The 25980-nt window shown below is 47.1% G+C and carries 23 protein-coding genes and 1 other annotated feature; of the genes, 1 reads left to right on the forward strand and 22 read right to left on the reverse strand.

From position 1 onward, the window contains the following. Positions 1-646 precede the first annotated feature (646 nt). From MHH89_RS14845 to lspA, 3 genes are all read right to left on the reverse strand, one after another. Positions 647-1900: an LL-diaminopimelate aminotransferase gene (locus MHH89_RS14845; protein WP_076098555.1), complete on the reverse strand. Its 1254-nt coding sequence runs from the start codon at positions 1898-1900 to the stop codon at positions 647-649. A 205-nt stretch (positions 1901-2105) separates the two neighbouring features. After that, positions 2106-3077, reverse strand: a complete 972-nt coding sequence (locus tag MHH89_RS14850) for an RluA family pseudouridine synthase (protein ID WP_076098554.1) — start codon at positions 3075-3077, stop codon at positions 2106-2108. Then, on the reverse strand, positions 3070-3582 hold the full coding sequence (lspA, locus tag MHH89_RS14855; RefSeq protein WP_036683603.1) for a signal peptidase II: 513 nt from the start codon (positions 3580-3582) through the stop codon (positions 3070-3072). Before lspA ends, MHH89_RS14850 begins: the two co-directional genes overlap by 8 nt. 246 nt (positions 3583-3828) lie before the next feature. Here lspA and MHH89_RS14860 point away from each other — a divergent pair, with 246 nt between their 5' ends. Then, positions 3829-4551 carry a TraR/DksA C4-type zinc finger protein gene (locus tag MHH89_RS14860; RefSeq protein ID WP_076098553.1) on the forward strand — a complete coding sequence of 241 codons (723 nt, stop codon included), beginning with the start codon at positions 3829-3831 and terminating at the stop codon, positions 4549-4551. Between the two features lie 92 nt (positions 4552-4643). Here the strand turns inward: MHH89_RS14860 and MHH89_RS14865 are convergent, their stop codons facing one another. From MHH89_RS14865 to murD, 19 genes are all read right to left on the reverse strand, one after another. After that, complete coding sequence (locus tag MHH89_RS14865) at positions 4644-4934, reverse strand: DUF5665 domain-containing protein (protein ID WP_282579970.1); 291 nt, start codon at positions 4932-4934, stop codon at positions 4644-4646. Positions 4935-5269: 335 nt separating this feature from the next. Beyond that, positions 5270-8362 (reverse strand): isoleucine--tRNA ligase, encoded by a 3093-nt coding sequence (ileS, locus tag MHH89_RS14870; RefSeq protein WP_341087469.1) that lies wholly within the window; start codon positions 8360-8362, stop codon positions 5270-5272. A 1095-nt stretch (positions 8363-9457) separates the two neighbouring features. Then, positions 9458-9732 (reverse strand) — a binding site (T-box leader). Positions 9733-9916: 184 nt separating this feature from the next. After that, entirely contained in the window at positions 9917-10429 is a 513-nt protein-coding gene (locus MHH89_RS14875) for a DivIVA domain-containing protein (protein ID WP_051491297.1), read from the reverse strand. 227 nt (positions 10430-10656) lie between these two features. Then, positions 10657-11439, reverse strand: a complete 783-nt coding sequence (locus tag MHH89_RS14880) for a YlmH family RNA-binding protein (RefSeq protein WP_036683613.1) — start codon at positions 11437-11439, stop codon at positions 10657-10659. Between the two features lie 9 nt (positions 11440-11448). Continuing rightward, complete coding sequence (locus tag MHH89_RS14885) at positions 11449-11715, reverse strand: YggT family protein (RefSeq protein ID WP_036683616.1); 267 nt, start codon at positions 11713-11715, stop codon at positions 11449-11451. A 7-nt stretch (positions 11716-11722) separates the two neighbouring features. Beyond that, positions 11723-12163, reverse strand: coding sequence for a cell division protein SepF (locus MHH89_RS14890; RefSeq protein WP_036683619.1), 441 nt, complete (start codon positions 12161-12163; stop codon positions 11723-11725). Positions 12164-12174: 11 nt separating this feature from the next. Further along, complete coding sequence (locus tag MHH89_RS14895; RefSeq protein WP_036683622.1) at positions 12175-12861, reverse strand: YggS family pyridoxal phosphate-dependent enzyme; 687 nt, start codon at positions 12859-12861, stop codon at positions 12175-12177. Positions 12862-12864: 3 nt separating this feature from the next. Further along, complete coding sequence (pgeF, locus tag MHH89_RS14900) at positions 12865-13722, reverse strand: peptidoglycan editing factor PgeF (protein ID WP_076310179.1); 858 nt, start codon at positions 13720-13722, stop codon at positions 12865-12867. Between the two features lie 104 nt (positions 13723-13826). Continuing rightward, positions 13827-14171, reverse strand: a complete 345-nt coding sequence (locus MHH89_RS14905) for a YlmC/YmxH family sporulation protein (RefSeq protein ID WP_036683628.1) — start codon at positions 14169-14171, stop codon at positions 13827-13829. A 130-nt stretch (positions 14172-14301) separates the two neighbouring features. After that, positions 14302-15084, reverse strand: a complete 783-nt coding sequence (gene sigG / locus MHH89_RS14910) for an RNA polymerase sporulation sigma factor SigG (protein WP_036683631.1) — start codon at positions 15082-15084, stop codon at positions 14302-14304. Positions 15085-15162: 78 nt separating this feature from the next. Beyond that, the gene (gene sigE / locus MHH89_RS14915; RefSeq protein ID WP_036683937.1) at positions 15163-15885 is read right to left on the reverse strand and encodes an RNA polymerase sporulation sigma factor SigE; all 723 of its coding nucleotides are present in this window, start codon (positions 15883-15885) and stop codon (positions 15163-15165) included. 92 nt (positions 15886-15977) lie between these two features. Then, on the reverse strand, positions 15978-16925 hold the full coding sequence (gene spoIIGA, locus MHH89_RS14920; RefSeq protein ID WP_076129086.1) for a sigma-E processing peptidase SpoIIGA: 948 nt from the start codon (positions 16923-16925) through the stop codon (positions 15978-15980). 269 nt (positions 16926-17194) lie between these two features. Further along, positions 17195-18316 (reverse strand): cell division protein FtsZ, encoded by a 1122-nt coding sequence (ftsZ, locus tag MHH89_RS14925; protein WP_076129065.1) that lies wholly within the window; start codon positions 18314-18316, stop codon positions 17195-17197. Between the two features lie 61 nt (positions 18317-18377). Beyond that, positions 18378-19640, reverse strand: coding sequence for a cell division protein FtsA (ftsA, locus tag MHH89_RS14930; RefSeq protein WP_076136520.1), 1263 nt, complete (start codon positions 19638-19640; stop codon positions 18378-18380). 343 nt (positions 19641-19983) lie between these two features. Beyond that, a complete protein-coding gene (locus MHH89_RS14935) occupies positions 19984-20739 on the reverse strand; it encodes a cell division protein FtsQ/DivIB (protein WP_076192056.1) in 756 nt (251 codons plus the stop codon). Positions 20740-20804: 65 nt separating this feature from the next. Next, positions 20805-22088, reverse strand: coding sequence for a UDP-N-acetylglucosamine 1-carboxyvinyltransferase (gene murA / locus MHH89_RS14940; RefSeq protein ID WP_036683642.1), 1284 nt, complete (start codon positions 22086-22088; stop codon positions 20805-20807). A gap of 205 nt (positions 22089-22293) precedes the next feature. Then, positions 22294-23406, reverse strand: coding sequence for an undecaprenyldiphospho-muramoylpentapeptide beta-N-acetylglucosaminyltransferase (gene murG / locus MHH89_RS14945; RefSeq protein WP_076136524.1), 1113 nt, complete (start codon positions 23404-23406; stop codon positions 22294-22296). Between the two features lie 5 nt (positions 23407-23411). Beyond that, positions 23412-24509, reverse strand: coding sequence for a stage V sporulation protein E (gene spoVE / locus MHH89_RS14950; protein WP_036683647.1), 1098 nt, complete (start codon positions 24507-24509; stop codon positions 23412-23414). A 49-nt stretch (positions 24510-24558) separates the two neighbouring features. Continuing rightward, positions 24559-25980: a UDP-N-acetylmuramoyl-L-alanine--D-glutamate ligase gene (gene murD / locus MHH89_RS14955; RefSeq protein WP_340033516.1), complete on the reverse strand. Its 1422-nt coding sequence runs from the start codon at positions 25978-25980 to the stop codon at positions 24559-24561.

Genomic DNA, 25980 nt, shown 5'->3' on the forward strand with positions numbered 1-25980 from the left:
CCAAATAGCCTTTCATCGCTTTTTTTGACAGCCTCGTTTATGTTCTTAACACTACTTAATGTCCAAATGATTCAAAAGGCGCACCTAGTAATGCTGAAAATGATGCAATCGGTGAGGTACTTATATAGTAATTAAGGAATTTCTCCCTGAAATTCAGTGATTTCTGTTCATCGGACTTGTTATTAGGGATAACTTCCCTAATTGTTGGCCGATTCAGTGATTAATATAGAAAACCACCTAATTATTAGGGAGTTTTTCCCTGATTTCGTACATTTAGAGCGAATATCGGCTAATTTCAGGGATTTTTTCCCTAATTAGTTTATAACTCACTCTTTACTTCGCACAAACACAGAACGCATATCGCTCACCACACAAGCCCACCGCAGAAAGTCCACTGCACAAATTCCACCGTCACAGCTACCACAAATCATCTACTGCAAGCTGTACGAAAATCAAATATTGCAGTCAACCACCACCCACCCGAATAACAGAACACTACACTAAAATGCACTACAATACACAACACGTGGCATATAGTCATACGGCACAGTAACATCAACAACATTTCCTATTCCATAAAAAAGAAGCTGCCCCCAAGTAGAATTCACTACTTTTGGGACAGCCTCATTAATTTCAATAACAATGCTTAAAACTCAAATTCCACATCACTAAGACGTCTTTGAATTTCAGAGATGACACGTCTCTCTTCCTCTTCACCTTTAGCAATAAAGGTAACGGAGAAACGAACAAACGGACCTGCATCATCCCAAGGCACAGTGGAGATCAGCTTCTCACGAATGAGGAATTGGGAGAAATCTTCACCGGATTCAAAGCGACGGCCGTCTTTGATTCCCTTAGGTGCAGCGACATACAGGAAGAAGGAACCTTTTGGCTTCTCAGCTTTAAAGCCGAGACTGTTCAGTGCATCAACCAGCAGGTTGTGACGACGGGAGTATTTATCCGCTATCGCTTCAGTAATCTCCGGATGAGCAAGACCATAAGCCGCTGCTTTTTGAATCGCGATAAATTGGCCGGAATCGTTGTTATCCTTCACATCGCTGAAGGCTTTAACCACTAGCGGATTACCAGCCACAAAACCAATTCTCCAGCCCGTCATATTGTAAGACTTAGAAAGAGAATGCAGCTCTACACCCACATCCTTTGCACCTGGAACGGAGAGGAAGCTAAGTGGCTTCAAACCGTCATAGGTCAAGGCAGCATAAGGTGCGTCATGAATAACCACTACATCGTATTTTTTCGCCCATGCAACGACCTCAGCAAAAAACTCAGGAGTGGCACTAGCGCCCGTTGGATTGTTTGGATAGTTTAGATAAAGAAGCTTAGCTTTACGAGCAATGTCTTCCGGAATTTCATTCAGATCTGGAAGGAATTTGTTCTCCTTCTTCAGCTCCACTGTAAATACTTGTCCACCCAAATATTTAGTATGTGTACCCAAGACTGGATAACCCGGCACGGTCATAATCGTGATATCACCTGGATTGATGAAACAAGATGGCAACATAGCCAGCGCAGGCTTCGATCCGATGGAGTGAACTACCTCCGTGTCTGGATCAATTCCTTCCACCCGGAAAACTTCCCGCAAATATTCAGCAGCAGCAGTCTTGAATTCGGCAATTCCATTGTCCGCATATCCGCGGTTTTCTTCCTTCGCTGCTTCTTCAGCAAGCTTAGCTACGATACCCGCATCAGCCATCTCATCCGGCTCGCCTACGCCCATATCAATTAGTTCAATGTTAGGAAAATCCTGTTTTGCGGATGCTTTAGCACGTTTGATTTTCTCGAATTTATAAATCGAAGTGTCTTTGCCATAATTGGCACCGCCGATGCGGTCTGCAAAATTAGTCTGAATGAAGCTATCTTGGTATTGTTCAATACTCATACTGTCATCTCATCTCCTGAATATCTATTCTACTTTTAAAAGAAACGGCTTCGCCGTCCCTTGGATGGCGTATGTTTCCGGATATCCGTTTCATTATAAAAATAAGGATAAAGAATAAGGCATTACCCTTTCTTTATCCTTATGTTTTTAAATATGCCGTAAAGTAGTGTTCAATACCATAGACTAATTATCACTTCATTTGTACTTATCTGCTGCGTAGTGTGAACAGCACTTCTTCCATATCCTCTGGAATAGGTCTGCTGAATTCTTTATATTCACCTGTGGTAGGATGAACAAATCCAAGCACCGCCGCATGCAACGCTTGTCCATTCATCGTAGTGCCCTTGCTGCGTCCATATATCGGATCACCTACAAGTGGATGGCCAATGAACTTCATATGTACCCTGATTTGATGCGTGCGGCCAGTCTCCAGCTGCAGCTCCAGCAGTGTACAATCTCCGAAACGTTCCATTACTGTAAAATGGGTTACGGATTTCTTGCTGTTCTTTTCGGTTACTGTGTATAGCTTGCGATCATGTGGATCTCTGCCAATCGGTGCATCAACAGTGCCCTTATCATGCGACAAGTTGCCGTGTACGACTGCAATATATCGGCGCGTAACACTATGCTCTTTAAGCTGTGCGGCAAGCGAGGCATGACTGGCATCATTCTTAGCCACCATGATAAGACCAGAGGTATCCTTATCGATCCGATGTACAATACCTGGACGAATCTCACCGTTAATGCCGGACAGATCCTTACAGTGATACATCAGCGCATTTACTAAGGTGCCTGACGGATGTCCCGCAGCTGGGTGCACAACCATGCCCCGAGGTTTATTAATCACAATGACATCGCTGTCTTCATATACAACTTCAAGAGGAATGTTCTCCGCGATCAAATCCGTTACTTCTGCTTCAGGGACAACAACGCTAACCACGTCGCCTTCCGATAACTTATAGTTGGCTTTCACTGGCTTGCTATTAACCGTAACGTTACCGCCGCTGATCCACAGCTGCACCTGAGAACGGGAAATTTCTTCTTCCCATGATTCCGTAATATATTTATCGATTCGCTCCCGCGCGTTCTCTGCCGAAACGGTCCATTCCGTGACGTCCCTCTCTTCTTCGCTCGTAGATGCCGCTTGGTGATTGACGTCTTTATTCAAATCATTCATTCCCTTCTCTTACTTCCTTTGCTTCTTTTACTTCTTTTATTTCCGTAATTTCTTCGCCATTCTTAAGGTCACGAAAAGAATCCAGAAGAATCAATCCAACCCCAATGACAATACAAGAATCCGCCACGTTAAAAATCGGGAAGCTATAGCTCCCAAAATTGAACAGAAGGAAATCAACAACCTCACCATTGATTATCCGGTCCAGGAAGTTACCGATAGCTCCACCCAGTACAAGCCCTAGGGCAACAGATAACAGCTTCCGCGAGTGTCTAGTCTTGTTCAAATACCAAACGATACCACTAACCACTACAACCGTAACTAGAAAGAAGAACCATTGCTGACCTTCGAGAATCCCAAAAGCAGCCCCGCGATTGCGATGAGAGGTAATCAGGAAAAAATCTCCGATAACAGAAATCTGTTCTCCGATCTCCAGACGTGTAGCAATGAGATACTTTGTCCCTTGATCCACCAAAAATACAATAAGAGCAATCAAATAGTACACCACAGAAGTTGTCACTCCGTTCTTATTTTTCCCGCTAAATGCGGTACGAATACTGTTTAAAGACTTGTATATTGTAGCACAGCCCTTAAAGAATCGTCTATTGCGGGACATCCGCTAAGTTCAATCTTGGGGACTATTTTCCAGCGCTAAAATCCCTGCTCTCCGGTCAACCTAACAGAAGAACCATCCGGTGTTATCCGGCAAGTCGGAATGATTCTTATAAAAGGTACAGAAAGGAGCTTTCTCATTATGACGCACCTGACAGTACAGCAGCTCTCAGAGCTACGCGCACGATTGGAAAAAGATCGGGATACGATTCAGCACAGGCTTCAGAATAATGAACATTACGGCTTAGATGAATCCATGCGGGATGGCTCCGGAGAACTTTCCGAGAATGACAACCATCCAGGAGATGCAGCCACCGATTTGTATAATCGCTCCATGGACATTTCACTGTTAGAGCGGGACGAGCATGAGCTGGACGATATTGAAGCTGCTTTATCTGCTATGGATAATGGCACCTATGGGATATGCAAGGCTAGTGGTGAGCCGATCCCTTTTGAACGTTTATCTGCCATCCCTTCCACACTTTATTGTAAAGAGCACAACCCGCGGCAAAACGCACCTTTCACTCGACCAGTAGAAGAGGAGCTGTTATCTCCACCTTTTGGACGAACCAGTCTGGATGAACGCGACGATCAAAACGGTTTTGACGGTGAGGATGCCTGGCAGATTGTTGAAAGCTGGGGTACCTCGAATTCTCCCGCCATGGCGGAGGGCAACAATATTGATTCTTATAATGATATGGAGATTGAAGCCGATGAGCTGGAAGGCTGCGTAGAGCCTTGGGAGAACTTTATCGCCACTGATATCACGGGCAACAATCTAATTGTAGTGCCGGGACGGAGCTACCAGCGTTATTTGGACAGTGACGAGGCAACCCATAGCCTAGATCCTCTCGACGAAGACTAAACACAGATGTCCCCAACACAAAAACATTTAAACAGCGTACTGTTCCAGTTTTGAGGAATGGTTCGCTGTTTTTAATCTTAACGTTTCGATGGCTATTTGAACTCTAGCTGACGTTGTACGATCCGCACAATATCCGCAATATAATCACCAATGATCGGTAGATTGAGCGCGCCTAGTCCCTGAAGGATATAAATAATCGTTGCCGCAAAAAAAGTAAAACCCAGTGCAATCCCAACTCCCCGAGCTGCTCCAAATAAAATATTTCTCCAAATCAACCGCCAAGGTGAATATAGCAGATCCGTATATTGATAAATTCGGGATTTTTCCAAAATATGAGCCCACTCAAAGGTCAAACGGTACATCGTATTCATTTTTTCTTCCAGCGGAATATCCTCGGGATTACGCGGATCTGCTGTTAGATACTCAGGATTAACTTCAGGAAAAGCCTTATTCTCCTTTTCCTTGTCTGGGTTATTCTTATTGCCGGATGTCTTAATGGAGATTCTCCTCTTATTTCCCTCCACAGCTACGGCTCCTCTCATATGTCTTTCCTTCGCTACAAAGTAAACGAGCCCGGCCAAAGAGAATTCATCTCCTTAAGCTCGGGACTCGTTAGTTTTGCGCCGAAATATAAAGACTATATTTCCCGCATAAACGGAAGATCTCCGTTTACACTTATGCCGCTAGTATATGCTGTTTTGGGACAGGTAATGCAGAATTATGCTTCGATATGGATACCGATGGATTTGTCACCGACTTCTACCGTCTCAAAAGCATGTTCTCCATCAAAATCAACCGTAGTCACAAGAACATTGTCTCGCAATACATTGTCAAATGCTGTAACAGCTGCTTTTAGCTCATCGTCTAACTTCAAAGTGAGTGCGATCCGTTTCTCGATCGGCAGATCCAGACGTTTACGGTAATCTTGAACCGCACGAATGATCTCACGAACCCAGCCTTCTTGTTCAAGCTCAGGCGTGATTTCGGTATTGAGCGCAACCGTAACTCCATATCCGGAAGCTGCGGCGAAACCTGCTTTGGCTTGTTTTTCAACAAGCAGCTCTTCAGAAGTGATTACAAGCTCTTCACCTTCAGGTGTCGCAATTGCAATTTTACCGTCCTGTACCGCTTTGCGGGTAGAATCACTGTCGAGGCTTTTCAGGAAGCCTTGCAGGAAGCCTACATTTTTACCGTATTTTTTACCGGCTACCTTAAGATTCAGCTTCAGTGTGAAATCAACAAATCCGCTGTCACTGTTCTCCAGCACGATGTTCTTGATGTTGATCTCATCTTTGATGATCTCTTCATACTCAGCCAAATGGAAGTCACGGTTCATCGAAACGATCAGCTCGGACAGCGGTTGACGATTCTTAATGCCTGTTTCGTTACGTACGTTACGCGCCAACTCAACGATCTGTCTTGCACTTTCCATATCCTCTTCCAGCTCTTTATCGATCAAGTTCTCGTCAGCAACCGGGTAGTCTGCCAAATGCACACTTTCTCCGCCGCCAAGGTTCGTGAAGATATCTTCGGACAACATCGGTGTAAATGGAGCCATCAAAGTTGCTGTCGCCAAAAGCACATGAGTCAACGTACGGTAAGCATCCAGTTTATCTTCACCTAGGCCACTCCCCCAGAAACGGTCACGGGAACGACGGATATACCAGTTACTCAGCTCATCCACAAAGTTCTCAATAGCTCTAGACGTATTCACGAAGTCATTTACCGCAAGCCCTTTATCCACCAAAAGAATCAAGCTGTTCAGACGGGACAGAATCCAGCGGTCCAGCTTATGTTTTGATACTTTAAAAGGATGATCGGCTGGATCGTAACCATCAATGCCCGCATACAGCGTCAAGAAAGCATGTGTATTTACCAGCGTATCCACTACTTTAGATTTCGTCTCACCTACAAGACCACGCGAGAAACGTTTATTATTCCAAGGTGCACTGTCGGACAAAATAGCCCAACGGAAAGCATCCGTACCATACTCATTCATGATTTCCCAAGGATCAATAACATTGCCCTTGGATTTGGACATTTTTTGACCATTCTCATCGAGGATATGACCTGTAGCAATTACCGCTTTATAAGGTGCTTTACCCTTGAACAAGGTGGATACTGCAAGCAAGCTATAGAACCATCCACGGGTCTGGTCGATCCCTTCACAGATCATATCTGCCGGATACTGATCATTCAGCTTATCCTCGTTCTCAAACGGATAATGGCTTTGTGCAAAAGGCATCGAGCCACTATCGAACCATACGTCGATCACTTCCGATGTACGAACCATCTCTGCACCTTCGCTAAACGGACTGCGCAGCTTGATCTTATCCACGAAAGGTTTATGCAGTTCGATATCTTCAGGAACCTCACCAATCGCCATCGCTCTTAGCTCTTCAATGCTGTGTGGAGCAAACTCTTTGCCCGTTTCTTGACATACCCAGACATTGAGGGGTGTACCCCAATAACGGTTACGGCTGATATTCCAGTCAACCAGTTCATCCAAGAACTTCCCGAAACGGCCTTCTCGTACATGCTCAGGGTACCAAGTTACACTGTTGTTGTTAGCAATCAGCTGATCTTTGATCGCTGTAGTGTTGATGAACCAGCTGTCTGTTGCGTAATACAAAAGTGGGGTATCACAACGCCAGCAGAACGGATAGCTGTGCTCGTATTTCTCTTTACCGTAAAGCAATCCTTTTTCAGACAAAACCTTAATGATATCCAGATCGCAATCCTTAACAAAACGTCCCGCAAAATCAGAGACTACATCCGTATACTTACCGGAATTATCAACCACATTTACGAAGCTGATGCCATTCTCACGGCAAGTCTTGTAGTCATCTTCACCATGTGCTGGTGCCATGTGTACGATCCCTGTACCACTGGAATCTGTAACGAAAGAAGCGCCTACGATAACATTGCTTTTCTCTGCCTTAATATATCCGAATGGAGGTGCGTAAGTTTTACCGATAAACTCGGAACCTTTATGTGTAGAAAGGACTGTGTGCTCACCTTTCATTACTTCTTCGACCAAGTTTTTAGCAACGATGTACACACCATCTTCTTGTTGCACACGTACATAATCCATGTCCGGGTTCATAGCTAGCGCCATATGGGCTGGCAAGGTCCAAGGTGTTGTCGTCCAAGCCAATACGTAGTCTCCGCTGTCATCCAGCTTGAACTTCGCGGTCGCACTGAGATCCTTAACGGTTTTGTAGCCTTGAGCAACTTCATGTGAGCTTAGTGTAGTCTGGCAGCTCGGGCAATACGGGCTAACACGGTGTCCGCGGTAAAGCAACCCGTTCTCATGCACTGTAGCCAAGATGTTCCATACACTTTCGATATAGGTGTTATCCAAGGTTACGTAAGGATTATCTAAATCCGTCCAGTATCCGATTGCTTCTGTAAATTCACGCCATTGCTTCTCATAACCGAAGACGCTGTCTTTACATTCCTGGATGAATTTTTCTACGCCATATTCCTCGATCTCTTGTTTGCCGGAGATGCCAAGCTTCTTTTGTACGCCTAGTTCTACTGGCAGACCGTGTGTATCCCAGCCCGCTTTACGTACCACGCGGTAACCTTTCATCGTCTGGTAACGACCGATGAAATCCTTGATTACCCGTCCCAGCACGTGTCCGATATGCGGCGCACCGTTTGCTGTAGGCGGACCTTCATAGAATACATAATTTGGACGTCCCTCACGGTTCTCCATGGACTTGCGGAACGTATTTTCGTCGCTCCATTTCTTTAATATGCGGACATCTCTTGCCCGCGCCTTTTCTCTGACATCTACTTTTTGCATGTGATGGTCAATCCTTTCATGGATTAGTCTATAAAGCTCTTTTCGATCTTTGGGCGATCCTTGCGCAGCTGGTCGCTCACCGCTCTTGCCCTGGCTCCCGAGCCGCGATCCCGCAGGGCAGCAATCGCTCGGGGCGCCATACGCGACCTTGCGCAGCTGGTCGCTCACCGCTCTTGCCCTGGCTCCCGAGCCTCGTTCCCGCAGGGCAGCAATCGCTCGGGGCGCCATACGCGACCTTGCGCAGCTGGGCGCTCACCGCTCTTGCCCGGGCTCCCGAGCTGCGATCCCGCAGGGCAGCAATCGCTCGGGGCGCCATACGCGACCTTGCGCAGCTGGTCGCGCACCGCTCTTGCCCTGGCTCCCGAGCCGCGATCCCGCAGGGCAGCAATCGCTCGGGGCGCCATACGCGACCTTGCGCAGCTGGGCGCACCGCTCTTGCCCTGGCACCCGAGCCGCGATCCCGTAGGGCAGCAATCGCTCGGGGCGCCATACGCGGACCTTGCGCAGCTGGGCGCTCACCGCTCTTGCCCTGGCTCCCGAGCCGCGATCCCGTTAGGGCAGCAATTGCTCGGGGCGCCATACGCGACCTTGCGCAGCTGGTCGCTCACCGCTCTTGCCCTGGCTCCCGAGCCGCGATCCCGAAGGGCAGCAATCGCTCGGGGCGCCAATGGGCGACCTTGCGCAGCTGGTCGCTCACCGCTCTTGCCCTGGCTCCCGAGTTGCGATCCCGCAGGGCAGCAATCGCTCGGGGCGCCATACGCGACCTTGCGCAGCTGGTCGCTCACCGCTCTTGCCCTGGCTCCCGAGCCGCAATCCCGCAGGGCAGCAATCGCTCGGGGCGCCATACGCGACCTTGCGCAGCTGGTCGCTCACCGCTCTTGCCGTAAAGGCCCCGCAGGCGAACCCGCCAGGGGAGCCTAAGAAGGGCCGCTCCTTCAGCCACATGAATCCGTTCGTTTCCACCACCGTACCTAGTTTGCACGAGGCTTTACTTTGCGGGTGTCCAGAGGGCAGCAGCCCTTGGGGTCCCCCTTAGAAAGGGGGATTTAGGGGGATGGCCGCCCCGGAACAACAAAATAAGCGTCATCCCACCCCCAAAGGGGCGAGACGACGCTCGCGATACCACCCTAATTCTGCGCATGAGCACATCCTTAAGGGGAGTGTATTCAGCACAATCTCAGTCCTGCGCGTAAATCTTGTGCACAGGTCCGGTGTAACGTCCGGCAGACGGTTAGGCTTACGCACGATCAACGCTTCAGCTTAACTTCTAGGGGAAGATCTTCCGGCAGGGTTCGAACAATCGGCTCGCAGCAATCGCCGACTCTCTGGAGAACGTTACCTTGTCGTACTTGTCCCGTCATCGAATACATATAAACATTATACAGATATGTTCTATTTATAGACTTTTTGAATCTAAATGTCAACAACCATTCGCCCAATCTAGCTATTATGAGCGTACTTGCACATGGATTCACTTTATTATGGTCTATTTTATCGGAAAATAAAAATAGAGGGAATAACTCCCTCTATTTAGCCAATTATCGTCTGAAACCTTTAGATGCGATGAAGAACATCATCCTTGAAAGCTACATTCTCGCTCGCCTCACGACTCTCTAAGGCATTCCAGTCATCCTGTGATAACAGCTCCAGCTGAGCTTCCACTAATGTCCGGAAACGAGTGCGATAGATCGAAGCTTGCTTGCGCAATTCTTCAGTCTCAATAGCAACCTTACGGGATTTGGATAACGCTTCGTTAATAATCCGATCGGCGTTTTTCTCCGCTTCCTTGATAATGAGCTGGGATTCCTTCTTGGAGTTGTTCTTCACATCATCCGCCGCTTCCTGAGCGACTAAGATCGTCTTCGATAAACTTTCTTCAATATTCACAAAATGATCCAGACGCTCTTGAATAGACAAAAGCTGATTCTGCAGTTCCTTGTTCTCACGGATGACGCTTTCGTAATCCTTGATCACTTGATCCAGAAATTCGTTGACCTCGTCCTCATCATAACCGCGAAGTCTCCGAGAAAACTCCTTGTTATGTATATCGAGCGGTGTTAATGGCATGCTGTGCACCTCCTAGAAATTTCGGACCTTCTTTATCTCTAAATCGCAACTAAGCGGCAGACAAAGAAGAAAGACTGTACTTCAAGTAAAGGCAGAAGGTGTTCCTGTGTTCCGCCTGCCATTCATGGTCCGCCTCTTCTTAAAAGTATCGGCGTCCAGCTTAAAAAATGTTTGATTCCCTCGAAATAATCAATTTCGACAAGTAAGACCGTATTCCTGCAAGGGATTCACACAAATTTACCAATCTGAACACGGTATCGGCCCTTTTTCGTCAAACTGCCGACCTCTAGAACCTTGAAGCGACCAAAGCCTTGAATAGATACCATGTCACCATCCTTAAGACCGCAGGATGGGTCTTCCTCCACTTTCCAGTTTACCCGAACACGTCCAGCCTTGATGGGAGCAAGAATTTTGCTTCGGCTAAGCCGTGTTACATCTGCGGCAATGCCATCCAATCGCAGGGATGCTACAGTCAAATCCATCAATTCCAGCTTAACCTCACTATTACGCAAGGCGGAAAGGGGTAATACTTCCGTACTTACCTGTATCCGGTGCACTCCAGTTAAATTCATAGCTAAATAATCTGCAATATCAGCAGCGACTACAACATGACAACCATCGTCCAGAACATGAATATCACCGATTTTGCCTCGTTTAACGCCCAGCCCCAGAATAGAACCCATGTAGTCCCCATGCTCCAGAGCCAGAAACTTCTGCTCCCCTGAGGTTATTGCAAGCACCTTCAGCTCCATGTCTTCCTGATCCAGGTCACGATAATCAGGAGCGACAAGCGCTCGCTTCCGCTCTGCCTCAGCATGTCCACCTTCCCATTTAACAATCACATCAGGATGGCGGTTAACTAAAGTTTGCAGAATAAAACCTTGGCGGGGATCGAGAAATTCAGTTAATTTAGTCTCATGATATTCTCCAGCGTTGGTAACCCATTCGAAGGCCTTGTCCACAAATTGACGTTCATCGGGATGAAAATGCCCGTAAACTTCGTTCTTCATCACAATTGCCTAAAAAATCAAATGCAGGATAGATTTAAGTCCGCCTGCAGCGAATTCCAAGACAAGTAATGCAATAATTGGAGAGATATCAAGTGTACCGAAGAGCGGTGGAATAAACCGTCTGAAAGGTGTTAAATACGGCTCTACGAGTTTGCTTAGCAGTTCTCCAATGAAGTTATCACGAACGTTGGGTAACCAGGACATTAGCACATAGAAAATAATCATGTAAAAATAAATGTTAAACAAAATATCGATAATGTAATCAATTTGAAGCAAAGCCCATTCACCTCATTCTGTTATAGTCTTGATCGTCACCTAGGATTTCTGTAATGGAGCCTTGAATTTCAACAGTATCTGGAGTGCACATAAATATATTGCCCCCAATTTTAGAGATTCCTCCCCCAAGGGCATAAACAGTTCCGCTGAGAAAATCAATAATTCTCATTGCTTGATCATTGCGAACACGCTGCAGGTTAATTACTACCGTCCGATGCGAACGGAGATGATCAGCAATCTCCTGTGCCTCATCATATGAACGTGGTTCATATAATACAACCTTGACATTTTTTTGCGAATGGATACTGACAACGTTGCCCCTCTGATTTTTGCGGGTTTCTACAGGGGCCGGCTCATACTCATCCTCTTCGTGGATTTGCTCCCGCTCCACAACTTCCTCTTCCTCCTGCAAGCCCAAAAAACTCATAAATCGGTTCATAACGCTCATCACGATCCCTCCTAATGGCCTACTAACACCGTACCCAGGCGTACCCAGGTGGCTCCTTCCTGTATCGCCACTTCAAAATCATTCGACATTCCCATGGACAGCTCCGTAATCGGCTCAGGTGTCAAAGCAAGTTGATTAAGCTCATCGCGCAGCTCACGAAGTCCGCGAAATACAGGACGGGTAAGCTCTGGATCACCTTCTAAAGGTGCCATCGTCATAAGTCCAATTACCTTAACGCGGTCCAAACTAGCGATTTCACGTAAAAATCCAGGTACTGCCTCAGGTGACAGACCAAACTTCGTATCTTCGCCAGAGATATTCACTTGAAGAAACACATTCACTTCCTGATCAGCAGCAAGCGCCTTTTTGTGTAATTCTTGCGCCAGAGACATCCGGTCCAAAGAGTGTATATATTGAAATTTGCCAATAACGTCTTTAACCTTATTGGTTTGCAAATGCCCGATAAAATGCCATGTCCCTTTGTCCCCTAAAACCTTCCATTTGTGCTCAGCATCCTGCCAGCGACTCTCAGCAACATGCTCTAGGCCTGCCTCCAATACGGAGGATACCATTTCCAGAGAAACATATTTCGTCACTGCAATTACCTTGACGTCATTACGATCCCGGCCGCTTGCCGCGCAGGCACGTGCTACACGTTCCTCTACCTCAGCAATTCTCTCCTGCAGTGTTAAAGACAACTTTCAACTCTCCTTTATTCCGATCCAGCTCGTCATTCTGCCTGTAATACCGTTTTCTTTGCGATAAGAAAAAAACAAATCACGATTACAGCTTGTACACCATGTTGTACATTCGATATGAGTCGGCAATATTCCTGCTTTTATCATAATGCGTCGATTCATTTCTTTCAAGTTTAGCAAGTATTTACTCTGATCAGTCTCTGAGGCTCTGTAAAGCTCCACAGCATCGAAAGTTTCTATCCCCTCATTCAAGCTGCCCTCCAGCTGCCGAACATGCTCCATCACATAATCATCCACCTCATAACAGCAGTCGCCAATGGATGGACCGATCGCTGCCACAATATCATGTGGATGGCTGCCGTATACCGTTTGCAGCTTACTCACCATGGCTGCGGCAATCTGAGCCACCGTTCCTTTCCAGCCTGCATGCGCAAGACCGACGACTCTACGCACGGGATCATAAAAATAAAGGGGCACACAATCCGCATAAAAAGAAGTCAACAAAACCCCAGGCACATCCGTCAGCAGACCATCCGTAGCTTGAAATGCCGATGCTCTGTCCTGTTGTCCCCGCCCACGGTCTACTTCCCTTACTACAGCTATCTCTGCCCCATGAGTTTGTTCTCCACAGGTCCATGCTTCCGGCTTGAAATCAAGAGCTTCGGCAAGCGCTCTCCGATTGCTCAGGACATCTTCAGGAGCATCCCCAACGTGAAACGCACAATTCAGGCTGTCATAGGGCGCCTTGCTAGCCCCTCCCTGTCTACCAGTAAACCCCGCTGTAATTTCGTTATGCTCCACTCGCCAAGGCTCCAGATGGAGCAGCATAAGCATTTCATTCCCCTGCACAAACGGTTCCATTTCCTCACCTCCGCCTTAGTGTACCACATGTAAATACCCGTACAAAGTGACGGTTAAGCCAGATCCCCTAAATTCTTAAATAAAAAAACAAAAAACGCACCTAATTAATAAGTGCGCCGTTCGCTGCGATCTCCCCGTTCCAGATACATCGTTTCACGCTCTTCCTGTCCCGGAGACATCCGCGACTCTTCAATCTTCACGAGCACAACATCGGACCCGATCTTGACTATATTCCGCCATGGAATAATCAGATCTGTCCCGCCTCCGAACAATCCCATAAACCGAGTGTATCCGGGTATAACGATGGCATCAATGACACCACGGCGCAAATCAAGCTCCAGATCACTAATCTGCCCCAACCGCTTGCCATCTACAATGTTGATAACATCCTTCGTCTGAAAATCAGAGATTTTCATTTTTTTGGCAGACCCTTGATAATCCTCGTTCATCTCACCACCCCTGTACAATCCGACCTATAGTCCAATATATGATCCGGAAGCTTGTCAACATGCATTAAAAAGAGGAGACAACCCAAAATCCTTAACCCGGATTCTGGAATATCTCCTCATGGCTACTGCTCTAAGATTTCACGTGTTTTTGCATTTGCTGAATCGCAGATTTCTCCAGACGTGAGACCTGTGCCTGTGAAATGCCAATCTCATCTGCGACCTCCATCTGTGTTTTCCCTTCGAAAAACCGCATGGATAAAATTCGTTTCTCCCTTTGTCCTAACTTACGCATCGCTTCACGTAATGCAATTTCTTCGATCCACGACACATCCTTATTCTTATCGTCGCTAATCTGGTCCATTACATAAATAGGATCGCCGCCGTCATGATAGATCGGCTCGAATAAGGACACTGGATCCTGAATGGCATCAAGAGCAAAAACAACATCTTCCTTCGGCACACCCAGCGCTTCTGATATTTCGAATATCGTCGGTTCCCGTGAGTTCTGATTGGTCAGACTATCACGTACCTGGAGCGCCTTGTAGGCGATATCTCTGAGAGAACGTGATACCCGAATCGGGTTGTTATCACGCAGGTAACGCCGAATCTCACCGATAATCATCGGAACTGCATATGTGGAGAATTTAACGTTTTGTGATAAATCGAAATTATCGATGGCTTTCATCAGACCGATGCAACCCACCTGGAACAAATCGTCAACAAATTCTCCCCTATTATTGAACCTCTGGATAACGCTTAGAACAAGTCTAAGATTACCGTTTACCAATTTCTCTCTGGCGGATCGCTCGCCCTGCTGCTGCAGCGAAGTGAACAGTTGCCGCATTTCCACATTCGTTAGAACAGGCAGCTTAGCAGTATCCACACCGCAAATCTCGACTTTATTACGGGTCATGATGATTTACCTCCCAAGGAGAAACATTACTGTACATTATCTCCCGGGCTCGCCATTTTATTCCTTGCTAATTTCACCTTACACCATCTTGTTAAACTCCTTGCGCAGCCGCTTGATAATTCTTTTCTCCAGCCGCGAAATATAAGATTGGGAGATGCCAAGCAGATCAGCCACATCTTTTTGTGTCTTTTCTTCGCCTCCGCGCAGGCCAAATCTCAGCTCCATAATGAGTCTTTCTCGATCACTCAGCTTTTCCAGTGCCTTTTGCAGCAGCTTGCGATCAACCTGTTCTTCTATGTTCCGATAAATGGTATCATTTTCCGTTCCTAATACGTCAGAAAGCAATAATTCATTGCCATCCCAATCAATATTAAGCGGCTCATCAAAAGAAACCTCACTCCGTGTCTTGCTGTTCCGCCGCAGATACATCAAGATTTCATTCTCTATGCAGCGGGATGCATAAGTAGCCAGTTTTATTTTTTTCTCAGGATCAAAAGTGTTCACAGCCTTAATTAAGCCAATAGCGCCAATCGAAACCAGATCCTCGATATTGATGCCGGTATTCTCAAATTTACGAGCGATATATACTACCAAGCGAAGATTGCGCTCAATCAACATCGCACGAACAGCTGCATCGCCGCTAGACAGCCGCTGAAGCAGATATTCTTCTTCTTCCCGTGTCAGCGGTGGAGGAAGTGCCTCACTCCCGCCAATATAATAGATTTCCTGACTCTTCAGCCCTAGTAGAAACAGCATGCGGTAATATTGCAGCTGCAGAGCAATTTTCCATTTGACCATTATTTGTTCCTCCTCCAAGAAGTGCACGGTTCGCGTGTGAAGCTTTCAAATCCCGCTTTCAGCCATCAGAAGTTTGGTTTAGCTAGCTTTAAAGATTAGGAAGGCAGTGCTGCAACAGTAGCGCTCTCTTTTTGAGTCAAATCAGGATGTATTACAGCCCGATAGGCTCCATCCCCCGACAATGTCCCACCATCCAGCCCAATCAAGACTCTTTTACAATAAAAGATATCTTCACCAAGCTTTATCGTCACCTGATCAGGCTTCAGTGCGAGCATAAATGATGCCCCCCGGTTAACTCCCCTGTAAGGCACCAGTCGCATCCTGTCCTGCCAAGCAAACGACTGCCCGTCCGTTTCTAGTAAAAGTTTGTCCGCTCCGTCCTGAGTGAGTCTACCTTTCCATGTTTCAGGCAGATGTCCCTCCCAGAGCGAAGATTCCATAACCATCACCGGTATGCGGGTCAAAGGATCACAAAGCCGGTTACCTGTGTCTAGCAGGCCGGGACAGGAAACAGTCACTCCATCAATTTCTACTACCACCTCACCGATATAGGTTTCAAGCTGCTCCCTTCTGATTCGTGAGGAGTGCACTGCCTTGAAGCAGATTAACACCAGGGGAAATACTGCAATTACAAACCAAAAGCCAATCTTTAGGCGGTAAGCATGCCCTCCTGAAGCAGTGAACATAATACCATTCCAAATATCACCGGAGCTCTGCAGCAAATAGTGAATACCTACAATCCCACCAGCCGCTGCGAAATTGATAATATAAAAAGCTCCCATAGTGCGAAGGTAGCTTTGCAGACTCCCAAAACCAAAGGCAATCCATAGCATAACCACCGACAATCCAAACTTAATGAGGAAGGTATACATGAAAGACAACTCCGGCACAAACATCATCACCACATACAGCGCACCAACCAGAGCTGAGAGGACTAAGCGCCACCATGATATCCTCAGCTTGACCATCCAGCCTGTCAGCCACAAAAGAATTCCGTCGATCACTAGATTGGCGGCGAATATCAAGTCAATATAAACAACCAGTGCATTCACCTGCTTACTATGGCGGAATCTATCCTGTAGCCAAAATAGATCAGGCTCTGTTTTTTTGGACGATATGATTAGTATAAAAAGTCTCGCATTCAAAGTCTGTCTAAACTTGGGGGGCATTCTTAAGGTTTTTTTGTCGAGTTATAGCGCGGGAGGGTTTTATTCCTACTGAACAGCATTTCACATAAAAAAAAGCACCGCATTGCCCTAGCTCTATTAGCTGGGGAATACGGTGCTTCATATCTCTTAATAAAAATATTTAATTAGTCATTGTTGCCACGATTACGGTTACGCAGGAACGTCGGAATATCTAACTGATCTGACGTGTTCTGATTCCCGAACGGACGCAGATTAGCAGCGTTCTTATCCGGTGCTGCCGCTGGCTCGTTATTCGTCGAGACCGGACGGCGTCCTGGAGCTTCAGGCGATGGTTTATGTTCAAAGCCAGTAGCAATTACTGTTACTTTGATATCATCCTTCAGGCCTTCATCAATTATCGCACCAAAGATCATATTCACTTCAGGATCAGAGGCGGATGTAACAATCTCAGCCGCTTCATTGACTTCGTATAGAGAGAGGTTAGATCCTCCCGTAATGTTCATGATTACGCCGCGGGCGCCTTCAATAGACGTTTCCAAGAGTGGGCTCATGATGGCTTTACGTGCTGCTTCAGACGCACGGTTCTCACCATTTGCAATACCAATACCCATAAGCGCTGAACCGCGCTCTGTCATGATCGTCTTTACATCCGCAAAGTCAAGGTTAATCAGACCAGGAACCTTAATTAGGTCAGAGATACCTTGAACAGCCTGCCGGAGAACATTATCTGCTTCACGGAAAGCTTCCAACATCGGTGTTTTCTTATCAACAATTTCAAGCAAACGGTCATTTGGAATGACGATTAGTGTGTCGACTTTTTCTTTCAAAGCTTCGATTCCAAGCATTGCCTGGTTATAACGTTTTCTTCCTTCAAATGTGAACGGGCGAGTCACTACACCCACAGTCAGGGCTCCACACTCTCTAGCAATTTCAGCTATAACTGGCGCCGCACCTGTACCTGTACCGCCACCCATTCCTGCAGTAACAAATACCATATCTGCACCTTTAAGGGTATTCGAAATCAGATCACGGGATTCCTCCGCTGCTTTCTTACCGACTTCAGGGTTGGCGCCTGCACCCAAACCGCGGGTCAGCTTGTCCCCAATCTGCAGCTTGTGCTCCGATTTGGCCATATGCAACGCTTGGGCGTCTGTATTAACCGTAATAAATTCTACACCCTGAACGCCGTTTTCAATCATCCGGTTGACAGCATTACTACCTCCGCCGCCCACGCCGATGACTTTTATTTGCGCCAAGCTCTCCATTTCAAAATCAAATTCTAACATATTGTTCCATCTCCCCCTCAATGTGCTTGGATGGCCGGTCCAAGTATATCTGGACTTACACTTATATAAACTCGCTAAACATATTTTTTAGACGCTCCACAAATCCGGGCTTCTGAACAGTTTCCTGACTCGGAGTGGCGTTCTGCTTGCTCCGGTTGACCGTCTTTTTGTTGCTGCTTCCACCACTGTTTCTTCCACGGAAACTACGGACAACATTATGCAGAATACCGACACCGCCGGTAAACCCAGGGTCCCGTACACCGATATAATCCGGCACGGCGATGCGTACAGATGCAGCCAGCTCAGTCTGAGCAGCCTTCAATACACCCGGCATCGAGACAGTCCCACCTGTTAGTATATAACCTCCAGGCAGTTCACTGTAACCAAGCCGTTTAACTTCTTGACGAATCAGGTGGAATATTTCTTGCACCCTTGGCTCGATAATGGCCGCCAGATCCTCTTGGTTAAATTCCTTCTCCACGTTACTGCCAATGCGCAATACCTTGAAGACAACGTCTGAGGCTGCATCGTCAATCCAAGCACAACCATATTTAAGTTTTACCTTCTCCGCTTGATCAGTAAGTGTCCGAAGTCCGTAGGCAATATCATTGGTTACGAATTCTCCTCCGATCGGAATCGTGGAGGTTGCACTAAGAGAACCCTCTTCGTATATGGCTATTGTTGTTGAGCCCGCACCGATATCAACCAGAACAGATCCCATCGATTTCTCGTCCTTGGACAGCGCCAATCCACCAGCTCCAAGAGACATCAGCACAAGATCCTTTACCTTCAGCCCTGATTTCTCAACACAGCGTAGTAGATTATGTATTGGCGTCTTAGCACCCGTAATGATTGTTGCCTCAACTTCCAGACGAACACCAATCATTCCGCGCGGGTCTTGAATTCCTTCAAGACCATCGACGATAAATTGTTTGGGAACAACATCAATCACTTCACGCTCCGGAGGCATAGCAATGACTTCCGCAGCTTTAATTACGCGATCGATATCATCATCGCCGATTTCACGATCCTCATTCTGAACGGCCACAACACCGTGGCTGGATTGCAGGCCAATATGATTACCGGAAATGCCTACATAAACCTCTGATATTTGAATACCCACCATCTGCTCTGCATGATCTATAGCACTTTTGATCGATTGCACAGTTTGGTCGATATCTACAATCGCGCCTTTACGTATTCCTTCCGAATCGGCAGATCCAACGCCAATAATATTAAAGGTTCCATTGGTAACTTCCCCAATTATTGCCCGAACTTTGGATGTACCGATGTCCAAACTAACAATGATGTCATTGTTGCTCAAGTCCTATGGCACCTCCTGTTATAATCATAATTAATTGCATTACCTTATCCCGGTCCCGGGAAACTTCTCTGTACATATTCAACATACCTAATCCTTTCCCTCTTTTTTCTACAAATTTTTTGAACGGAATAATATTCCAACATCCCCAAATGTGAATAGTTACTCATATGTTATTGTAAAAATAGCAATTATCACAAGAAATATCGGCCTAATTGGTCATTTCAACCAAATATAGTACTATATCTCAAAAAAATCGAAGAAAAAAGAGGGATATAGCTTATTGCCCGTAACTCCGATTGTAGCATTTTTTTAACTCTATTAGTAGGGACTATTTACCTCCACACTACTCTTGCGCAACATCTTCTTCATCGCTTACAACCTGAAAGGGAACATATGAATCGGCTTCTAGCATTTTAATCAGTCCAGGCTGTTCAGTCTCTATAATCTGATTCAAATAGGACACCTTGCTCTTTAGCAATGAGATGGCTGTAATCACCTCAAAACGGGATCTAGTATAGAGCTTGATCCGGTCTGGAAAAGACAAGGTCGGCGAGGGAACAATCTCAGAGATATCACTTGTCAATTCATTAGGAATGCTTGCTAATGCTTGACAAAGCTTAGCCTTATTCGGATCTTCCGGGTCCCAGTTCGTTAATATGGGTTTCTCAACGGCAATTCCTGTCTCATTAACAGGGACTGCAGCTCCACTGGACAGAATTGCCTTCAAGAGGCCTCCCTGTTCCAGTTCATAGGCTACCGCTGGAAACTCCTCAATCTTCACTGTGATCACCCCGGGGAAATCCTTCTGCACGCTGACGTCTTTAATCGTCTTAAGCTTCAGCAGAGATTCTTCCACATCTTTCGTTGATACAGCAAAGAATTGCCCACCTATTTTAATTCCACTTTGTGAGAGTAACTCTTCACTAGTAGAATACTTACTACCTTGAAAATCTATCACTGTAATATGGCTAATAGACGATCTAAAAAAAATCACAGCAAGAAGCGCAGTGAACAGCAGCAGCAGGATCGCCGTAATCTTACGGCTCATTTTTTTCTTAGGCTTGTCCTCTTTAAGAAGAGGTAATCGGGTTGTAGTCATTCTCATATTCTCCGTAATAAGGCCCTGTCTCCTTCTCTGGGAGAGCTGGAAGGAGACAGGGAGCTTTAATTGGCCAAATCAAGTGGATCCGTTACAGGCACCTTACGGCTTATACGCGCGCCAAGCTTCTGAAACAGCTTCTCTATTCCATCATAACCACGGTCAATGTGATGCGCTTGCTCAACGACCGTAGTCCCTTGTGCAGCAAGCCCGGCAATGACCAGAGCTGCACCCGCCCGCAAATCAGTAGCTTCCACAGTAGCACCATACAATCTCTGAACGCCGCGAATAAACGCACGATTCAAATCGATAGAAATGTCAGCACCCATCCGGGCCATTTCTTCCACATGTTTGAACCGTCCCTCAAACACCGTCTCCTTGATCACACTAAAACCATCGGCGAGCGACAGCAGCACCATGACCTGAGATTGCAGATCCGTCGGGAAAGAAGGATAAGGAGAGGTTACAATTCTCTCAACCGCACGCGGACGCCCCATGCAGCTGACATTAATTATATCATTGCATACTGTGATTTGAACACCAGCCCGCTTAAGCACATGAATAAGCGAAGTCAGATGCCCGGCGTTCGTATGTGTCAAGGTCACATTCCCACGTGTAGCTGCCGCAGCAATCATTACAGTTCCAGCCACTATCCGGTCTGGGATTACCTCGTACGTACAGGGATATAAGTTTTTGACACCCTGGATCGTAATGGTATCCGTGCCTGCACCGATAATCTGAGCACCCATACTATTCAAAAATTGCTGTAGATCCTGTATTTCCGGCTCTCTTGCTGCTCCCGATATCGTCGTTGTCCCCTCTGCCTTGGCGGCAGCCATCATAATATTCTCCGTGGCTCCAACACTTGGATAGTCGAGATGAATATCACTCCCTACAAGCTTTGAGCCCCGACAGGATATTCGTCCGTTGCTTTCCTCGATCTCCGCCCCCAGTGCTTTAAGACCCTGCAAATGAAGATCGATTTTACGCTCCCCGATCGCACAGCCACCAGGCTGATAGATCGTTACCTCACCAAATCTGGATAACAGCGGTCCCATTAAAAAAATGGAAGATCTCATCTGCCGCATCAAATCCTCAGGTACATGAGATGTCCCCACGGCTGACGTATCTATCGTCACCGTATCCTCTTGATGCACGCACCTGCAGCCCAGCCGATCCAAGATGTCTAGCATAGTCTCGATGTCCAGCAGCTTCGGCACATTATGCAGTGAGTGAACTCCTTCGGCCAGCAGGCTTGCCGCTAGAATCGGCAGCGCCGCATTTTTTGCTCCATGGATACGAATGGTGCCTGACAGGGGACTTCCACCCTCAATCACCAATTTGTCCAATGTATCACCTCCGAGATTACCGCTCACCCACCACAAACACTTCCGATACAAGGTCATATGAAATGTACAAGATTATCCTGCACTACCTTTCAGGTTAGGAAGTGTCCTGGGTGATTGTCACGATTATAGGATTATCCTATGTTCGTTCCTCCAAGTGTGTGACAGAGAGCTGCCAATAAGGAAAAACCTCTCAAAGGTTAATGGCTTAAGACTGTTTACCGGCTAGTCTTCGGAGTTCGTTAGTGACAATGGCAGCAGAATCCCTTTTGCCCAGTCGTTTGGAAGCCTCGGACATTTTTTGGCGTACAGCTTCAGTTCCAATGATTGCTTGCACAGCTTCATAAAGCGCCTTACCATTCAAATCCTTCTCAAGCAGCACCACAGCGGCCCCTTCGCGTTCCAGCTGTCTTGCATTCGCCTCTTGGTGATTATTCGTCACATTAGGGGAAGGGATAAGTACAGAAGGAATACCCAGCGCTGTAATCTCAGCGAGAAAGGATGCCCCCGCCCGATTTACGATTAAGGAGGTACAAGCCAAGACCTCCGGCATATTGTGAACATAAGGCAGGACATGCAGCCAGTTCGGTGTGCTACCCAGCTTCTGACGCAATTCAGCACGGGTATCCTCAAAATAAGGCTCACCTGTAACGTAAACATAATGAACACCATTACCCTTACCCACAAATGGGGCCATTTCAATCATGGCTTTATTAATAGCCTTAGCCCCTTGACTGCCGCCAACAACCAAAACAACCGTGCTGTTATCCGGAATGCCCAGCGAGGCAAACCCCCGTTGTGGACTAGCCGTAGTAACGGTCGTTGCCCGAGGATTACCTGTGTAGATTACGTGCTTGCTCCCCGGAAAAGCAGATTCTGTCCCTTCAAAGCTTACGGCCACTGTACTCGCGTAACGACTTAGAAAACGATTTGTTAAACCAGGGATAGCATTTTGCTCATGGATCAAGGTTGGGATGCCCAGCCGGGATGCAGCGTAAACGACTGGACCACATACATAACCGCCTGTACCAATTACAACATCAGGCTTAAACTCTCTTAACATTTCTTTGGAAGCCTTAACGCCCTTTAAAAAACGCATCACCGTCTTGACGTTGTCCATGGACAGCTTGCGCCGAAAGCCAGTGATGTCGATAGATTTGAAAGGGATATTCTCTTGGGGAACAAGCTTGCTCTCTAAGCCACGCGTTCCACCAATATACAGGAAGGTAGATTCACTATCTTCTGATTCCAGTTGTCTAGCAACAGCGACTGCGGGATAGATATGACCACCCGTGCCTCCGCCGCTTAATACGATACGCATGTCTTTCACCTCGCATAACGGGATAAGTTCAATAGAATGCCCAGGGAGGTTAACATCAGTGTAAGCGAAGAACCTCCATAGCTAATCAGAGGAAGCGTAATGCCTGTTACAGGCATCAGACCAATGACCACACCAATATTAATAATGACTTGCACAGCCACCATACAGACGATGCCAACGGCCAAATAGCTTCCAAAACGGTCAGGCAGACTCATCGCCACCTTCATTCCGCGCCAGATTAGAATAAGAAACAGGATCAACACTGCCAAACCACCGATAAACCCCAGTTCCTCGGCCAATATAGAAAAAATAAAATCGGTCTGCGGCTCAGGTACATAACTGTACTTCTGCCGGCTCATTCCAAGTCCGAGACCCCCGAGCCCTCCAGGCCCAATCGCGTATAGCGACTGAATAATCTGGTAGCCTGCACCGAGGGGATCGGACCAAGGATCAAGAAAAGCGGTGATCCGCTGCAACCGGTAAGGTGCTGCGGCAACCAAAGCAACAAAACCAGCCACCCCAGCTACTCCTAGTGAGAGTAGATGTTTCATTCTTGCCCCAGCTGTAAAGACCATCATCAAGGCTGCGCCAAACATAACGGTACCTGTACCCAGATCCGGCTGGAGCATAATCAGTGCAAAAGCTGACCCGATAAGCGCTAACGGGGGAAGTAAGCCACGAGTGAAGGAGGTGATATCATACTCTTCTTTTCCCAGCCAATTCGCCAGAAATAGAATCATCCCCATCTTCATGAACTCGGAGGGCTGAATCCCGAAGGAGCTGATTCCGAGCCAGCTGCGCGCTCCCCCGCGAACTACACCAATGCCGGGAATAAGCACCATAACGAGCAGGATAAAGCAGACAATCAGTGCCGGCTTAGCCAGCTTTTTTAACACTTTGTAGTCTGTATTCGCTGTAACAAACATTGCAACAAGTCCCAGTCCTGCAAACAAAAGCTGCCTCTTTACAAAGTAAAACGAATCTCCATAATTGCGGAAGCCTAAAACAGATCCGGCGCTGTATACCATCACCATGCCGATCACCAGCAGAGAAAGAATGGGAATCAGCAACCAAATATCGGGAGCATGACGAGTTTTGTTCATCAGGAGCACACCTCTTGCATCCGTAGTAGGGGCTTATCCACCCCCCTACTTAAAGGTTATGCACCGCCTCTTTAAAAATACACCCGCGCTCTTCATAGGATGTAAACATATCCCAACTAGCACATGCAGGAGACAGGAGAACGATATCTCCTTCTTCCGCCAGAGCGGAAGCTTCCCGCACAGCTGCTTGCAGCACGGCGGCGGCGCTCTCCCCATTATCGACGGAGATAATCTGCTTTAATCCTGCCAGCTGTGCTACATTTATTAGCTTGTCCTTGGTTTGTCCTAACGCCACCAAAGCTTTGACGCGTCCGCTCAGGACAGGCAGCAGCTCCATATAATCGGAGCCGCGGTCTAATCCGCCAGCGATCAATACCACCGGCCGCTGAAACGATGTCAAAGCCGTAATTGTCGCTTTGGAGTTCGTTGCTTTGGAATTGTTATAATAAGCGGCTCCAGCCTTATCAGCTACATACTCCAGGCGGTGCTCCACACCGCGAAAAGAAGAAAGCACTCCGCTTAATAGAGAGGGGTCCGCTCCAGCGGCAATAGCAATTCCACAGGCAGCCAGCGCATTCCCCACATTAAAGCGACCCGGAAGGGCGATGGAATCCACATCCGCGATTATCGTTTCCTTGTCCGCAGATTCGCGATAGATAATGTGGCGCTTCAGCTCATCATCTTGCCCCGTAATGTAGGACGGGCTAACAAATACTCCATGAGGCAGCTCCTCAAACAAGGAGAATGGAAGAATAGAAGCCTTCATATAGGGTACAAGTTCCCGGCAGACAGGATCATCCCAGTTCAGCACTGCTGTATCCGTAGCTAATTGATTAGCGAACAGCTTGGTTTTGGAATCCACATAATCTTTCATGCTTCCATGATAATCCAGATGGGTCTCTGCAATATTCAGCAGACAGCCTATCTTAGGGCGGAAGGTCTCCGTACCTTTAAGTTGAAAGCTGCTAAGCTCAACTACCATCCAGTTATCCTCGGTAGCCTCTTGTGCAGCCTGACAGAGAGGCGTACCAATATTGCCCGCAATTATAGGGTTCATTCCCGCAGCTTCCAGCATATGGCCTACCCAGGTCGTCGTTGTCGTCTTACCATTGGAACCCGTGATCCCGATCATCGGCGCTGCACAAAGTCGATATGCCACCTCTACCTCTGTGACCACTTCAATTCCAAGCTCAATTGCCTTTTGTACAGGAGGCGCAGAATAAGGAATGCCTGGATTCTTGATTACCAGACTTACACCTTCATGAATAAGACCTTCCGGATGCCCACCGCATATAACACAAATTCCCAAAGATTCCAATTCGGAAGCTTCGGGACTTTGATCTCTTTCCTTTTTATCGTTCACCGTAACTACAGCGCCGCGTTCATGCAGCACTTTAGCCACCTGGACACCGCTTTTAGCAAGCCCAAGAACCACAACTTCTTCACCACGATACTTATCTGGATGTTTCAT

Source organism: Paenibacillus sp. FSL H7-0323 (genome assembly GCF_038002725.1).
In the GTDB taxonomy this organism is placed as follows: Bacteria; Bacillota; Bacilli; order Paenibacillales; family Paenibacillaceae; genus Paenibacillus_AQ; species Paenibacillus_AQ odorifer.